The sequence below is a fragment of the Stenotrophomonas acidaminiphila genome (assembly GCF_014109845.1).
Taxonomy (GTDB): Bacteria; Pseudomonadota; Gammaproteobacteria; order Xanthomonadales; family Xanthomonadaceae; genus Stenotrophomonas; species Stenotrophomonas acidaminiphila.
Map to the genome: position 1 here is coordinate 339,599 of NZ_CP043567.1, position 15,192 is coordinate 354,790.

The 15,192-nt window shown below is 70.1% G+C and carries 10 protein-coding genes; 6 read left to right on the forward strand and 4 right to left on the reverse strand.

Annotation, left to right across the window (positions count from 1 at the left end):
- Nucleotides 1–78: 78 nt before the first annotated feature.
- The 6 genes from F0P95_RS01825 to F0P95_RS01850 all read left to right on the forward strand — a co-directional run bounded on the left by F0P95_RS01825 (nt 79) and on the right by F0P95_RS01850 (nt 10,131).
- Nucleotides 79–1,329 carry an efflux RND transporter periplasmic adaptor subunit gene (locus tag F0P95_RS01825; RefSeq protein ID WP_182335466.1) on the forward strand — a complete coding sequence of 417 codons (1,251 nt, stop codon included), beginning with the start codon at nt 79–81 and terminating at the stop codon, nt 1,327–1,329.
- A 989-nt stretch (nt 1,330–2,318) separates the two neighbouring features.
- A complete protein-coding gene (locus F0P95_RS01830; RefSeq protein WP_104939792.1) occupies nt 2,319–3,005 on the forward strand; it encodes an ABC transporter ATP-binding protein in 687 nt (228 codons plus the stop codon).
- A gap of 82 nt (nt 3,006–3,087) precedes the next feature.
- Nucleotides 3,088–4,248, forward strand: a complete 1,161-nt coding sequence (locus F0P95_RS01835; RefSeq protein WP_182335467.1) for an ABC transporter permease — start codon at nt 3,088–3,090, stop codon at nt 4,246–4,248.
- 10 nt (nt 4,249–4,258) lie between these two features.
- On the forward strand, nt 4,259–5,740 hold the full coding sequence (locus F0P95_RS01840; protein ID WP_232528735.1) for an ABC transporter permease: 1,482 nt from the start codon (nt 4,259–4,261) through the stop codon (nt 5,738–5,740).
- 237 nt (nt 5,741–5,977) lie between these two features.
- Nucleotides 5,978–8,833 carry a TonB-dependent receptor gene (locus F0P95_RS01845; protein WP_182335468.1) on the forward strand — a complete coding sequence of 952 codons (2,856 nt, stop codon included), beginning with the start codon at nt 5,978–5,980 and terminating at the stop codon, nt 8,831–8,833.
- A gap of 176 nt (nt 8,834–9,009) precedes the next feature.
- Nucleotides 9,010–10,131, forward strand: a complete 1,122-nt coding sequence (locus F0P95_RS01850) for an alpha/beta fold hydrolase (RefSeq protein ID WP_182335469.1) — start codon at nt 9,010–9,012, stop codon at nt 10,129–10,131.
- A 44-nt stretch (nt 10,132–10,175) separates the two neighbouring features.
- Here F0P95_RS01850 and rarD read toward each other — a convergent pair whose 3' ends face one another.
- The 4 genes from rarD to F0P95_RS01870 all read right to left on the reverse strand — a co-directional run bounded on the left by rarD (nt 10,176) and on the right by F0P95_RS01870 (nt 15,074).
- Entirely contained in the window at nt 10,176–11,087 is a 912-nt protein-coding gene (rarD, locus tag F0P95_RS01855; RefSeq protein WP_182335470.1) for an EamA family transporter RarD, read from the reverse strand.
- Nucleotides 11,084–11,983 carry a drug/metabolite exporter YedA gene (gene yedA / locus F0P95_RS01860; protein ID WP_182335471.1) on the reverse strand — a complete coding sequence of 300 codons (900 nt, stop codon included), beginning with the start codon at nt 11,981–11,983 and terminating at the stop codon, nt 11,084–11,086. Before yedA ends, rarD begins: the two co-directional genes overlap by 4 nt.
- Before the next feature lie 355 nt (nt 11,984–12,338).
- The gene (locus tag F0P95_RS01865; RefSeq protein ID WP_182336681.1) at nt 12,339–13,991 is read right to left on the reverse strand and encodes a M28 family metallopeptidase; all 1,653 of its coding nucleotides are present in this window, start codon (nt 13,989–13,991) and stop codon (nt 12,339–12,341) included.
- 84 nt (nt 13,992–14,075) lie between these two features.
- Nucleotides 14,076–15,074 carry an MBL fold metallo-hydrolase gene (locus F0P95_RS01870; protein WP_182335472.1) on the reverse strand — a complete coding sequence of 333 codons (999 nt, stop codon included), beginning with the start codon at nt 15,072–15,074 and terminating at the stop codon, nt 14,076–14,078.
- Nucleotides 15,075–15,192 lie beyond the last annotated feature (118 nt).

Consider the following 15,192-nt stretch of genomic DNA (forward strand, 5'->3'; position numbering starts at 1 on the left):
GTCCCCGCCACCGGCAGCCCGCCAGGGCCGGTTTGGGTTACCTTCCGTCACTTCTTCCCGCCTCCCGTTCCGGTACCGATGAACACCTCCGCCGACCTGCTCAAGGAACTCCGCATCGACCGCTCGGCCCCGCCGCCGACCGGCCCATCCGCCCCGCGCCGCTGGCTGTGGTGGGTGCTTGGACTGCTGGCGCTGCTGGTGCTCGCGATCGTCGCCGGCATCTTCTTCAGCCGCGGCAAGCCGGTGGTGGTGGAGACCGCACCGGTGGTCGCCATCGGCCAGGACAGTGCCGGCACCTCGGTGCTCGACGCCAGCGGCTACGTGGTGGCGCGGCGCATGGCCACCGTGTCGGCCAAGATCACCGGCAAGGTGCGCGAGGTGATGATCGAGGAGGGCATGCGCGTGGAGGAGGGCCAGGTCATGGCCACCCTCGACCCGATCGACGCCAACGCGCAGCGCGCGCTCAACGCTGCCCAGCTCGACGCCGCGCGCAGCCAGGTCGAAGGCCTGCAGGCGCAGTTGCGCCAGGCCGAGGCCGACACCCAGCGCCTGCAGCAGCTGGTCGGCCGGCAGCTGGTGTCGCGCTCGCAGTACGACCAGTCCGTGGCCCAGCGCGACAGCCTGCGCGCGCAGCTGGCCACCGCCCGCCACAACACCAGCGTCGCCCGCGACGCGCTGGCCATCGCCGACCTGGGCGTGGACAACAACGTGGTGCGCGCGCCGTTCGCCGGCGTGGTCACCGCCAAGGCGGCGCAGCCGGGCGAGATCGTCTCGCCGCTGTCGGCCGGCGGCGGCTTCACCCGCACCGGCATCGGCACCATCGTCGACATGGACTCGCTGGAGATCGAAGTCGAGGTCGGCGAGGCCTACATCGGCCGGGTGCAGCCGAAGATGCCGGTGGAAGCGGTGCTCAACGCCTATCCGGACTGGAAGATCCCGGCCGAGGTGATCGCCATCATCCCCACCGCCGACCGCGGCAAGGCCACGGTCAAGGTACGCGTGGCGCTGAAGGTGAAGGACCCGCGCATCGTGCCGGAGATGGGCGTGCGGGTGAGCTTCCTGGAAAAGCCGGCGGCCGCCGGCGAGAAGAAGCCCGAAGGCGTACGCGTGCCGGCGACGGCGATCGTGCAGCGCGGGCAGGACGCGGTGGCGTTCGTGGTCGGCGGCGACGACACGGTGCAGGCGCAGGCGCTGAAGACCGGCATGGAAATGGGCAAGGACCGGCAGGTGCTGTCGGGCCTGTCGGCGGGACAGACGGTGGTGGTGAACCCGCCGCCGACACTGAAGGACGGCGACAAGGTGGCGCTGGCCGGCGACGCGGCGCAATAACCGGAGGCCCTTCGCCCTGACGGAGAAGGTGCCCGGATAGCGGATGAGGACGCACGGCGCCGGGGATGGCTGATCCGTCCCAGCTCCATCGTTCCTCACCGCACCCCCGCTCCGCGCCCCGGCCCACGCTGGCGGCGTGGGCGCTCCAAGGCACGCGCGCCAGTGGCGCGCAGGCCGTGCCTTCTCCCCCCGGAGGGGAGAGGGGCTTGAAAACTGATTTCTGCTGTTGCTGTTGTTGTTGCTGTTGCTCGTGACTTTGCTCCCGCTTTTGATTTCCGGTTCCCTTCCGCAGCGACGGAGCCGGCGGGAAAAACCCGAAGGGCGACGTGCATGGATGCACGTCGTTTTTCGACGAGACAGGGATGTCTCGTCGAAAAATCCCGGCGGCGAAGTGGACCCGGCGCGCGTAGCACGTCGGGCGCGGAGGCAGGGCGTGCTTTCTTTGGGCCACGTTTCTTTGCACGAGCAAAGAAACGTGGCTCGCTCCTGCGTAGCAGGAGTGAAAGCTCTGCTTTCAGGCTCCCGCTTTGGCTCTGCGTCTTGGCTGTTGTCGTGTAGTTCTGGAAAGCTGAAGCAACGGCAAGGGCAGGATCAAGAGCTTTCGCTCCCCTGCGGGGCGCGAGTTACTTCTCTTTGCCCGTGCAAAGAGAAGTAACCAAGAGAAACACGGGCCGGGACGCGATCCGTCGGGCTGCGCCCGCCGGTTCCCTGCGCTCCTCGCGGGCCAGGGGGGCGGCGCACAACTCGCTTCGCTCAGACACGTGCGCCTCTTCGCCCCCTGTCCCGCTGCGGTGCTCGGCCCGCTCTACGGCCTGAAGAAGTCAAAAGAGAACTGCAACTGCAACTGCAAATGCAACCGCAACCGCAACCGCAACCGCAACCGCAACCGCCGCAGCATCGCCCCCATTCACCCGCTCCCGCCCCAGGCGGGAGAAAAAAGTAGAACGGCGCGGCAGCGCCACCCACCGCACCAGCGCAGAGGACCACCCATGACCGCCCTCGTCACCCTCCGCAACATCACCAAGACCTACCAGCGCGGCCCCGAGAAGGTGCAGGTGCTGCACGGCATCGACCTGGACATCGACCGCGGCGATTTCGTCGCGCTGATGGGCCCGTCCGGTTCCGGCAAGACCACCCTGCTCAACCTGATCGGCGGACTGGACACGCCCAGCGGCGGCGAGATCGCCATCGAAGGGCAGCGCATCGACCAGCTCGGCGCCGGCCAGCTTTCGACCTGGCGCAGCCACCACGTCGGCTTCGTGTTCCAGTTCTACAACCTGATGCCGATGCTCACCGCGCAGAAGAACGTGGAGCTGCCGCTGCTGCTGACCAACCTGTCGGCCGGCGAACGCAGGCGCCGTGCGCAGATCGCGCTGGCCCTGGTCGGCCTGGCCGACCGCCGCGACCATCGCCCCAACGAGCTGTCCGGCGGCCAGCAGCAGCGCGTGGCCATCGCCCGCGCCATCGTCTCCGACCCGATGTTCCTGATCTGCGACGAACCGACCGGCGACCTCGACCGGCAGAGCGCCGAGGAGGTGCTCGGCCTGCTGCAGCTGCTCAACCGCGAGCACGGCAAGACCATCATCATGGTCACCCACGACCCGAAGGCGGCCGAGTACGCCACCCATACCGTGCATCTGGACAAGGGCGAGCTGGTCGACGCCCCGGTGCACTGAGGAGCGCGGCCATGAACAGACAACACGATCGCGGCCCTTCACCGCAAAGCCGCCCGCAGGGCGGCGCACAGGGAGGTGCGTCATGAAGTACTTCTCGCTGATATGGGCGCAGTTGTTCCGCAGCCGCACCCGCACCCTGTTCACGCTGCTGTCGGTGGTCACCGCATTCCTGCTGTTCGGCATGCTCGATTCGGTCCGCGTGGCCTTCAGCAGCGGCGGCAGCAGCGTGGCCGGCGCCAACCGCCTGGTCGTCGCCTCGCGGCTGTCGATCACCCAGTCGCTGCCGATCCGCCTGGAATCGCAGATCCGCCAGGTACAGGGCGTGCGCGATGTCACCTACGGCATGTGGTTCGGCGGCATCTACCAGGACCCGAAGAACTTCTTCCCCAACTTCTCGGTGGCGCCGAACTATTTCGACGTCTATCGCGAGTTCGAGCTCCCGAAGGAGCAGCTGGACGCGTTCCACAACACACGCACCGGCGCCATCGTCGGCGCCAGCCTGGCCAACCAGTTCGGCTGGAAGATCGGCGACACCATCCCGCTGCAGGCCACGATCTTCCCGCGTGGCGGCAGCAACGACTGGCCGTTGCAGCTGGTGGGCGTATTCCACTCGAAGAACACCGCCACCGCGGCCAACGACGAGCGCCAGTTGATGATGAACTGGAAGTACTTCGACGAATCCAACGACTACATCAAGAACCAGGTGAGCTGGTACACGGTGACGCTGGACAACGCCGACCACGCCTCGCGCGTGGCCCAGGCGATCGACGCGATCTCGGCCAACTCCGACCACGAGACCAAGAGCCAGACCGAGTCGGCGTTCCAGCAGGCCTTCATCAAGCAGTTCGCCGACATCGGCATGATCGTCACCTCGATCATGGGCGCGGTGTTCTTCACCCTGCTGCTGCTGACCGGCAACACCATGGCGCAGGCGGTGCGCGAGCGCATCCCGGAGCTGGCCACGCTCAAGACGCTGGGCTTCAAGGACGGCACGGTGCTGATGCTGGTGATGGTCGAATCGGTGCTGCTGGTCGGCCTGGGCGGCGCCCTCGGCCTGGGCCTGGCGGCGCTGGCACTGCCGCTGATGGCCCCCAAGACCATGGGCATGCTGCCGCCGCAGGTACCACTGCAGACCTGGTTCATGGGGCTGGGACTGATCGTGCTGATCGGCCTGGTGGTGGGCGTGCTGCCGGCGCTGCGCGCCAAGCGGCTGAAGATCGTCGACGCGCTGGCCGGGCGCTGAGGAGCAGACCATGAAGAACAAACTGAAGTGGGTCCCTGGCCTGATCGCGTTGCTCGGTTTCGCGCTGCTGCAGTTCGGCACGCACAGATCGCTGCACCTGCTCGGCATCGCCCTGCTGGTCACCTCTGCCCTCGGCGCATGGAAGCTGCTGCGCAAGCCCAGGCCGCGGCAGCCGCGGCAACGTTCGCGGAACTGGCTTTGGAACCTGCTGACCATCCTGCTGCTCGCCATCGGCCTGGGCGCCTGGATCGCCCTGCCCTGGTTCGGCGTCGCCGCCGTGGCCGTGCTCATCGCGCTGTGGCTGCCGCTCACCCGCAGCGGGCGGCTGGCGCTGGCCGCCACCCGCATCGGTATTTCCAGCCTGCCGCAGCGCTGGGGCGCGTCGTCGGTGATCGTGGTTGGCATCGCCGGCGTGGTCGGCGTGCTGGTGGCGATGCTGGCGATGGGCGAAGGCTTCCAGGCCACGCTCAACAGCACCGGCGACGACACCACCGCCATCGTGCTGCGCGGCGGCTCGCAGGCCGAGACCAACTCGGTCATCACCCGCGACCAGGTGCCGCTGCTGGGCACGCTGCCGGGCGTGGCGCGCGACGCGCAGGGCCGGCCGCTGCTGTCGGCCGAGCTGTCGCAGGTGGTCAACCTGGTGTCGCGCGCCGACGGCACCGACGTCAACGCGCAGTTCCGCGGCGTCGGCGACATGGGCTGGGCGGTGCACGACAAGGTCAGGATCGTGAAGGGCCGGCAGTTCAAGCCGGGCCTGCGCGAGATCGTGGTCGGCGAAGGCGCGCAGGGCCAGTTCCGCGACATGGAGGTGGGCAAGACCCTCACCCTGGGCAACCAGACGTGGACGGTGGTGGGCGTGTTCGCCTCCGGCGACGCGCACGATTCGGAGTTGTGGACCGACGTGCAGACGCTGGCCACCACCTACCAGCGCGGCGCCTACCAGTCGATCAGCGTGCGTACCGAGGGCAAGCCGGGCTTCGAGCAGTTCAAGGCGGCGGTGGCGGCCGACCCGCGGCTGAAGCTGGACGTGGAGACCACCCGCGCCTACTACCGCAAGCAGGGCGGCGGGTTGAACACGCTGATCAGCATCCTCGGCACGGTGATCGGCGCGATCATGGCCATCGGTGCGGTGTTCGGCGCGCTCAACACCATGTACGCGGCCGTGGCCACCCGGGCCCGCGAGATCGCCACCATGCGCGCGATCGGCTTCCGAGGGCTGCCGGTGGTGACCGCGGTGATGCTCGAGACCATGCTGCTGGCGCTGGTCGGCGGCCTGCTCGGCTGCGCGGTGGCGTGGCTGGTGTTCAACGGCTACAGCGTGTCCACCATCGGCAGCAACTTCAGCGCGGTGGTGTTCAAGTTCCACGTCTCGCCCGAGCTGCTGTGGAGCGGCCTGAAGTGGGCGCTTGGCATCGGCCTGGTCGGCGGCCTGTTCCCGGCACTGCGCGCGGCGCGGCTGCCGATCACCACCGCGTTGCGCGAGACCTGACGGCCAGGGGGGCGGTGCGCGCGCGCCGCCCACCCGGGTGACGACGAGCGGCCGGCAATGGCGGAATTTCCCCCTTCACGCATCGATCCGTTTGGTCCATGATGCGCGCCCGCCGGGAAGCCGGTGGGCAGCGCAGCTGCATGGCACGGATGCCGCGTCCCTCCCCCAACGGTGATCGCATCTGTTCAGGGCGCCCTTCACGGGCGCTTTTTTTTCGTAGTCAGTAAAGGAAAACCGATGTACCTGAAGTCGACCCCGCTTCGTTCCGCCATCGCGCTGGCCCTGGCCACCGCATGCAGCGTCCCCGCCTTGGCGCAGTCCGGCAATGACGGCACCACCACCCTGGACCGCGTCGAGATCACCGGCTCGCGCATCCGCCAGGCCAGCGTCGAGAGCGCCAAGCCGGTCATCGCGCTGAGCCGCGCCGAGATCGAGAAGAAGGGCTACGTCAACGTCGCCGACATCCTGCAGGATGTCACCGCCGCCGGCGCGCCGGCGCTGAGCCGCGCATCGGCACTGTCCTCGGCGCGCGACTACGGCGGCATGTTCGTCAGCCTGCGCAACCTGGGCCCCGAGCGCAGCCTGGTGCTGGTCGACGGCCGCCGCATGGGCGTGAGCGCCGGCGGCTACTCCGACGTGGGCTCGATCCCGTCGGCGATCGTCGAGCGCGTGGAAGTGCTGACCGACGGTGCATCGGCGCTGTACGGCTCGGACGCCATCGCCGGCGTGGTCAACATCATCACCCGCAAGAACTTCGACGGCGGCCAGGCCAATGCCTACGTCGGCCAGTACGGCGAAGGCGACGGCCAGAAGCGCGCCTACAGCGCCACCTGGGGCAAGACCTTCGAGCGCGGCTGGGTCACGCTCGGCGCCGAGAAGGTGAAGGAAGACCCGGTGCTGGGCGGCGCACGCGAGTTCACCGCCTATCCGAACGGCCCCTACCATCCCACCGATGGCCTCAACGGCACCACTGCATGGGGCTCGGTCACGGTCGATGGCAAGGTGCTCAGCGTCGGCCCCGGCGGCGACCCGTCGAAGGTGGAGGACTTCAAGCCGCTCGACCGTTCGGCCTACGCCAACACCAAGACCAACATGACGTTGCTGTCGGGCCTGGAGCGCCGCTCGGCCTTCGCCAACGGCGGCTTCCAGATCACCGACGACCTGCGCGTGGTCGCCGACGTGCTGTACAGCGAGCGCGAATCGGTCAAGCAGCTGGCGGGCTACCCCTACTCGGTGTCTTCGGCGCAGGCGGCCAGCGGCACCCGTGCGATGCTGTCCAAGGACAGCGCGTTCAACCACTGGGGCAAGGACGTGCTGTTCTCGCACCGCACCGAGGAATTCCCGCGCGCGACCAACAACAGCCTGACCACCAAGCGCGCCAGCGTGGGCCTGGAAGGCAGCTTCGAGACCGGCTCGCGCTTCTGGGACTGGAACGTGGGCTACATGTTCAACCGCAACGAGGGCGAGCGCCGCACGCTGCAGAGCATGTACCAGCCCAACGTCAACAAGGCGGTGGGCGCCTCCTTCATCGATGCCAACGGCGTGGCCCGCTGCGGCACCCCGGACAACGTGATCCAGGGCTGCGTGCCGTGGAACCCGCTGGCGCCGATGGGCAGCAACAGCCCCGGCTCGCTCAGCGGCGACCCGGCCGTGCGCGATTACCTGTTCCGCAGCTTCGTCGATGACATCCAGAGCACCACCAAGGTGGTCAGCGCCAACATCTCCGGCTCGCTGTTCAGCCTGCCGGCCGGCGACATCATGGCCGCGATGGGCGTGGAGCACCGCAGCGAGGAAGCCAGCTATACCCCGGACCTGATGGTGCAGAACGGCGAGATCGCCGGCACCAGCGGCCAGCCGACCCGCGGCGACTACACGCTGGACGAGGTCTACCTGGAACTGCAGGTGCCGCTGCTGGCCGACCTGCCGTTCGCACGCGAGCTGTCGCTGGACGTGGCCGGGCGCTATTCGGACTACGACAACTTCGGCGGCACCACCAACGGCAAGTTCGGCCTGAAGTGGAAGCCGGTCGACGACCTGCTGGTCCGCGCCACCTACGGCACCGGCTTCCGCGCGCCCACCGTGGATGACCTGTACGGCGGCACCGTGACCACCCGCGACCGCATCACCGACCCGTGCGACCGCTCGTTCGGCGCCGCCGCGCGCAATGCCGAAGTGGCCGCACGCTGCACCGCCGCCGGCCTGGGCGCCGGCTTCCGCCAGAAGACCGGCGACGGCGAACTGGCCAGCACCTCCGGCGTGCAGGCGGTGACCGACTTCACCTCCGGCTCCAACCCGGAACTGAAGCCCGAGACCGCCAAGACCTGGACGGTGGGCGTGGTCTACAGCCCGGACTTCGTCGCCGGCCTGGACCTGAGCCTGGACTGGTGGAAGATCCGCATCGACAACGTCATCGTCGGCGAGTCGGCCACCGACATCCTCAACCAGTGCTATGTGCAGGGCATCGCCTCGGCATGCTCGCGCTTCACCCGCTACACCTCCGGCAGCAACAAGGGCCAGGTCAGCGGCATGAACCGCTCGCTCAACAACGCCGGCTACCAGGAAACCGCCGGCTACGACCTCGGCGTGCGCTACCGCCTGCCGGAACTGGCCATCGGCCGCTTCGCGGTCAGCTGGAACACGACCTACGTCGACTACCTGTCGCGCAAGAGCGACAACGTGGACAGCACCCCGGTCGAGGAATTCACCGGCTGGGGCGGCAACTTCCGCGTGCGCTCCAACCTCAACCTCGACTGGCAATACGGCGACCTGGGCATCGGCTGGACCACGCGCTACTACTCGGGCATGAAGGAGAAGTGCTCGTACGACCTGGATGGCGGCCCGGAGTGCAACCTGCCGGACTTCCGTTCCCCGTACACCGACGTGCAGCCCAGCCGCAAGGTCGGCGCCAACACCTTCCATGACCTGCAGGTGCGCTACAGCCTGCCGTGGAACGGCACCGTGTCGCTGGGCGTGAACAACGTCTTCAAGCACGTCGGCCCGGTGATGTACAGCCAGCCCAACAGCAGCTTCACCTACTACGGCGGCTTCGACATCGGCCGCTTCATGTACATGAAGTACCAGCAGCGCTTCTGATCCCCGGATCCCGACCCGTTGCATCCGGCAAAGGCACCGCAAGGTGCCTTTGCTTTTTCCGGCGCGCGGCGCGAAACCAAACACCACACAACGGTCATGCGCCTGTCATCGACGCGCGGTAGAGCCGCCGCGGCGCAGCCGCTACCGTGGCGTCCTCCCCTTTCCGGATCTCCGCCATGCTGCGTTCGCTGGCGCTGGCCGGCGTCTGCGTGATGCTGGCCGGCTTCGCCCTGTCTTCGCCGATGCCACCGCTGTCGCTCAGCGCGCGCCTGGCCGCCCCCGGCGGCACCTCGCCGATGGTGCCCAGCGCGCGCATCGACGCCCTGCTCGCGCGCCTGCCGCACCGCCAGGGCAGGGTCGCCGGCAGCGGTGGCGTGGCCCTGCACTGGCTCGCCTTCGATCCCGGCGACTACCGCCTGCGCTACCGCTATCTCGGCCAGGGCGAGCGCTTCCCCGAGTTCTCGATGCAGGCCAGCGCGCCAGCGGCCGACGCGGCGCCGGCCGCACCGCGCGGCACGGTGATCCTGCTGCACGGCTGGATGATGGACGGCGGCTCGCTGCTGCCATGGGCGCTGCAGCTGGCGCAGGGCGGCTACCGCACCATCGCCCTGGACCTGCGCAACCATGGCCGCTCCGGGCAGGCGCCGTCCGGCTACGGCACGCGCGAGGGCGAGGATGTGGCCGCCGCGCTGCGTGCGCTCGATGCCCGCGGCGAGATCAGCGGCCCGGTGCACCTGCTCGGCGTGTCCTACGGCGCGGCCACCGCCATCTTCGCCGCGCGCGAGCTCGGCCCGCGGCTGCGCAGCGTGGTGGCGATGGAATCCTTCGACAACGCCGGCCAGGCGATCCGCGCGATGGTGCCGCACATGCTGTCGCGGCCGCCCGAGCGCCTGGGCGACTACCTCGCGCTGCCACTGGCCCGCTGGCAGTACGGCGGCAGCGGACTGGACGCGGCCATCGCCGCCGCCGACCGCCGGCTCGGCCTCGACCTGGACCGCGTGGACGTGGGCCAGGCGCTGGCGCAGGTGCCGGCATGCGTGCTGCTGGTGCACGGCCGCGACGATGCCCACATCCCGGTGGCGCAGGGCCGCGCCCTGGCCGCCGCCGCACCGCGGGCGCGTTACCTGGAACTGCAGGGCGAGGACCACCTGACCCTGCCGCTGCGGCTGGATCGCCTTGGCGGCGTGGTCCAGGACTGGTTCGCACGCGCCGGCAACGATGACGCGCCCTGCCCGCTGCCCGCCGCGCCCGGGCCAACGCGCATGGCGGCAACGACTCCGCCGGAGCGGCATCGATGATCGCGGCCGGTCGCGTGGCCGGCGCGTCGCGACCGGGGGGGCGCCTAGGCCGCGGCCGCCCGCTGGCGTGAGCGCGCGGCCGCGCGCACGCCGGCGACGGCGAACACCGCCAGCCCGGCCCAGATCAGGCCGAAGCCGACCAGCTGCGAGGATGCGAACGGTTCGTGCAGGACCAGCACGCCGATCAGGAACTGCAACGTCGGGCCGATGTACTGCAGCAGCCCGACCACCGACAGCGGGATGCGGCGCACGCCGTAGGCGAAGGCGATCAGCGGCACTGCGCTGACCACGCCCGCCATCACCAGCAGCGCATCGTTGCGCCAGCCCCAGCCGGAAATGAAGCCGCCGCCATGGCCGTTCTCGGCCCACAGCGCATAGGCCAGCGCCGGTGCCACCATGAACAGGCTTTCCACGCCCAGCCCGGTCACCGCCTCGACCACCACCAGCTTGCGCAGCAGTCCGTACAGGCCGAAGGTGATGGACAGGCCGATCGCGATCCACGGCGCGCGCCCGCTCTGCCAGGTCAGCCAGGCCACGCCCAGCGCCGCCAGCGCCACCGCCAGCCATTGCAGGCGGCCCAGGCGCTCGCGCAGCACCACCACGCCCAGCACCACGCTCAGCAGCGGGTTGATGAAATAGCCCAGGCTGGTCTCGACCACGTGGCCGGCATTCACCGCCCAGATGTACAGGCTCCAGTTGGCGCCGATCAGCAGGCTCGACAGGCCCAGCAGCCAGAACCGCCGCGGCGTGGCCCACACCTCGCGCAGCCAGCCCCAGCCGCGCACGAGGGCCAGGCCGCCGATCAGCAGCACCGCGCTCCAGATCACCCGGTGGGCGATGATCAGGAACGACGGCACCTCGATCAGCAAGCGCCAGTACAGCGGGAACAGGCCCCAGATGACGAACGCCAGGGTGGTGGCCAGCAGGCCGTTGCGGTGCTCGCGGGCGGGCGTCATGCGCGGCGCAGCCGGGCCAGGGTGATGACCACGACGCCGGCCAGGATCACCGCCATGGCGCCGATGTCGGCGGCGCTGAAGCGCTCGTGCGCGATCCACGCGCCCAGCGCCACCGCGATCACCGGGTTGACGTAGGCGTAGCTGCTGGCCAGCACCGGGCGCACGTTGTGCAGCAGCCACACGTAGGCGGTGAAGGCGACGATCGAACCGAACACGGTCAGGTAGCCCACCGCCAGCATGCCCTGCAGCGATGGCGGCCCGTCCACGCGCTCACCGCGCAGCAGGCCGGCCACCACCAGGATCGCGCCGCCGCACAGCATCTGTGCCGCGGCGGTCATGAACGGCGACGGCAGGTCGCGCCCGCGCGACCAGATCGAACCGGCGGCCCAGCCCAGCGGCGCCACCAGCAGGAACACCAGCCCGGCCGGCGTCGCGGTCAGGCTGCTGCCGGCGTTGAGCCACAGCACGCCGGCGAAACCGACCGCGATGCCCAGCCATTCGCCACCGGCCACTTTCTGTCCGCGGAATGCCGAGAACAGCGCCATCCACAACGGCACCGAGGCCACCGCCACCGCGGCCAGCCCGGACGACACGTCGCGCTCGGCCATCACCACCATGCCGTTGCCCAGGAACAACAGGCTGAAGCCCATCACCGCCAGGGTCGGCCACTGCGCGCGGGTCGGCGCGGGCACGCCGCGCCAGCGCAGCAGCGCGTACAGCACGCCGCCGGCGATCACGAAGCGGGTACCGGAAATCACCGACAGCGGTGGCATGCCGCCTTCCAGCGCCAGGTGGATGCCGAGATAGGTCGAGCCCCAGACCACGTACACGAGGAGCAGGGCCAGTACGACAAGGCCGCTCCGTGGAGCAGCCGACGTGGTGGGGGGCGCAGACATGGGACAGGTACCGCCATCCGGGGAATGCGGATTCTAGGGCACCGCGGCGCCGGCGATCAGCCCGAAAAACGGCATGCTGTATCCGCCGTGGCCGGCCCCGCGCATGCGTCACCCCAGCGGCCACCTTCCGGCATGCGCATTTCCGCCTCCGCACCCGTACCCGCGCACGGCCGCGCCGCGGCACTGCACGTTGCCACGCTCCACCGGCAACGCCGCCCGGCGGCATGCCGGCCTGCGGATCGAGACGCAACCGCCCCGCCCGCACGCATGCGCGGTGCATGCCGGCCGACCGCGCGTTCCGCCTCGCGGACGGAACCGCGAAGCACGCGATGGCACGCGCCGGGCGTGCCTGCGGTCAACGCCTGGCGGTGTCGCTCGCCTCGCGCGCGGCCTCGAACTCCGCGCCCGTGTCCCAGGCCGGCCAGTACCGGCTGTTGGCCAGCTCCAGGCCCAGGTCGTAGACCAGCAGCGTGTCGGCGGCCAGGCCGCGCGCATCCCACTGCGGCGACCACGCATCGCAGGCCTGGTGGTAGCAGCGGGCGAAATAGGCATCGCGCAGCGCGCGGCCGGCGGCGATGCCGCCGTCGCGCTTGTCCAGGCCGGCGCCGAGGGTGATCGCCGGCACGCCCTTGCGGGCGAAGGCGAAGTGGTCGGCGCGGTAGAAGAAGCCCGCCTCCAGGTTCGGGTCCGGCGACCAGCGGCGGCCACGTGCGCGGGCGACGCGGTCCACGTCCGCTTCCAGCGAAACGCGGCCCTTGCCCCAGGTGGCGATATCGGCGGTCTCGCCATCGGGACTGAACATCTCGATGTTCAGCACCGCGGCCGTGGTCTCCAGCGGCGCCAGCGGGTGCTCGGCGTAATAGCTGGCGCCCAGCAGTCCCTTCTCCTCGGCGGTCAGGGCGATGAAGTACAGCGTGCGCTGCGGGCGCGGGCCGGCGGCGAACACCCGCGCCAGTTCCAGCACCGAAGCCACGCCGGTGGCGTTGTCGATGGCGCCGTGGCGCACGCGCTCGCCGTTGGCGTCGGGCTGGCCGATGCCGAACGCATCCCAGTGCGCGGAGAAGATCACCGACTCGTCCGGGTGCGCGGCCCCTTCCAGCTTCGCCACCACGTTGCGGGTCACCACCGGCTCGCGCTTGATCCAGAAACTGGCCGACAGGCGGGCATCGCCCAGCGGCACCGGGCGGAAGTCCGCGCGCATCGCCTTGCGCTTCTCCGTCTCGAAATCCAGCCCGGCGGCGGCGAAGATCCGCTCGGCCAGCGTACGCTGCATCCAGCCGCGCAGCGGGGTGTGCAGCGCGCGCGCGTCGGCCTCGCTGCGCTGGATGTCGAACAGCGGCGAGGTGCCGGAGGCCTTCACCGTCGCCCACGGGTAGGCGGCCGGCGCGGTCTCGTGCACGATCAGCACGCCATCGGCGCCGCGCCGCGCGGCTTCCTCGAACTTGTAGGTCCAGCGGCCGTAGTAGGTCACCGCCTTGCCGTCGAACGCGCCGGGCGCGTCGGCCTCGAAGTCGGCGTCGTTGATCAGCACCACGGCGATCTTTCCGGCCAGGTCCACGTCCTTGTAGTCGTCCCAGTGCCGTTCCGGCGCGTGGATGCCGTAGCCGACGAACACCAGCGGCAGGTCCTGCCTGTCGACCACGTCCTGCGGACTCAGGCTCTGCAGGGTCACGTCCTGCCCGTTGACCAGCCGCGTGCGCTGCGTGCCCAGCTGCAGCCAGGCCTCGACCTCGCCGTCCACCTGCGCGCGCACCAGCGGCACTTCCTGCACCCAGCTGCCGTCCTTGCCGCCGGGCTGCAGCCCGGCCTTGCGGAACTGCTCGACCAGGTAGTCGACGGTGCGCTGCTCGCCGGCGGTGGCCGGCGCGCGGCCCTCGAATTCGTCCGACGCCAGCACCCGCACGTGCCGCGACAGCGCCTCCGGATCGATGCCGCCGCCAGGCAGGTCGTTGGCCGCACTGGCGATGCCGCCGACGAACAGGCAGGACGACAACAACAGCATGCGCATCGGGTTCACGGCGGTACCAACAACGGGGAAAGCCGCGATTTTACCCGCAGCAGCACAGCGTGGCGCGCAGGCGTGCGCTGCGGTTCACGCGCCGCCCACCCCGGGGCCCGGCGTCATCGAAGGCGCCGCCTGCCCGCCCTCGCCGCGTGCCGGGCTGCGCCCGCGGTCCAGCCAGCACGCCAGCCCCTGTGCGTTGAGCTCGATGTCCATGTCGAGCACGCGCAGCACGCCGGCGTCGTCGAGCCGGCAGCCATGCGCGCGGGCGCGCTCCAGGTACAGCGCGCCCAGCGCCGCCACCAGCGCATCGTGGCGGTCGCCGCGACCATCGCAGGCACGGGCGATGGCGGTCATCGCGTCGATCTGCACGTGCAGGTCGGCCGCCAGCCGCGTGGCGTCCTGCACGCGGCCATAATGGGTCAGGTACATCGCCTGCGGGGCCCGTGCCATCAGCCGCTCGATCGAGGCATGCAGGGCATCGGGCTCGAACTGCACCGGCGAGGTGGTGGGAATGATGAACGCCCCGCGGGCGCTGTCCAGCTCGCGGTAGGACAGACCGAACGTATCGCCGGTGAACCAGCTGCAGCTGGCCGCGTCCCAGACGCACAGGTGGTGGCGGGCATGACCCGGCGTATCGATGCATGACAGCTCGCGCCCGCCCAGGGAAAGGCGGTGGCCATCGGCGGCCACCACCACGCGCGCGGCCGCCACCGGCACGATCTGCCCGTAGCTGCGCGCCATTTCCTGCTCGCCATAGACCGCGGTGGCGCCGGCCACCAGCCGTGCCGGGTCGATCATGTGCGGCGCGCCGCGCGGGTGGACCAGCAGCCGTGCGTTGGGCAGTTGCCGCATCAGCGCACCGGCGCCGCCGGCGTGGTCCAGGTGGACGTGGGTCAGGATCACCCAGTCGATGGCGTCCACGCCGAGCCCGGCATCGGCGATGGCGCCCAGCAGGCGCGGCAGCGCGTGGCTGGTACCGCAGTCGATGAAGGCCCCGCGACCATTGCCGACCAACAGGTAGGCGGCATCGAAATGATCGCGCTGGAAGGCGGTGTCGATGACATGGATATCGTGTTCGGCACGCATGCGCTGGCTCCCGGGATGCACACCCGATGCTGTCACCGGCATGGCCTGCACGGCAATACGGCTTTCGTCGCGCCGGAACCCGCGGATCGCGACCGTCGTCGCGCCCGCGGCCACGTCA